Consider the following 622-nt stretch of genomic DNA (forward strand, 5'->3'; position numbering starts at 1 on the left):
CGCCGCCGCCAGACCCGGATCTTTTACGTGGGCCGTCTCCAGCACACAGTGATAATGCTCCGGCGTAATAGCCAGCTTCGTACCGTTACGGGATGCGCCGGACAGCCCCAGCGATCGATTGCTTATCCGTTCACTGGCTGCCAGCTTGTCACGCCCGGCCTGTTTCAACATGCAGCGGATCGCGGCCATCTCGTTTTGCAGGGAACGTTTTGAGATACCCTGCGCCAGTCGCTCCCGAATATAGCCTTCAATATACCGAGCTTTCAGGTGCTCCACCCGACGGATCTGCACATTCTGCGCCATCACCAGACGCTCACAAAAACGCTGCGTCAGCGCGATACGATCGTGAACGGTCTTGTGGCTGCCGCCCACCTGTTTCGCCAGCTTCATCATTTCCTGCGCCAGAATTCCCATATTTTCCCCTCCTTATCATTGCCTCAAATCCATCATTCAGAACTGAAACCACTCTCCCCGGCGCATTAGCCGATAGCCCCTGTTTTTGTCGGGGCTGCAAACGATACCTGAGCGCCGGGGCGGCAGTCGTTGAGGTGTTGTGGGGTATCGGTTGTGCTCTCTGAGCAGCCGCCCGCCTGAGCGGGTCATCCCCCGGATCATCCTGATC

Annotated in this window: 1 protein-coding gene; it reads right to left on the bottom strand. The window is 57.9% G+C overall.

The annotated features are described in order from the left end of the window. On the bottom strand, positions 1-414 hold a 414-nt coding region (locus tag FDX19_RS07775), incomplete at its 3' end, for a phage integrase N-terminal domain-containing protein (RefSeq protein WP_249357537.1). Positions 415-622 lie beyond the last annotated feature (208 nt).

It is taken from the genome of Citrobacter sp. wls619 (assembly GCF_005281345.1).
Taxonomy (GTDB): Bacteria; Pseudomonadota; Gammaproteobacteria; order Enterobacterales; family Enterobacteriaceae; genus Citrobacter.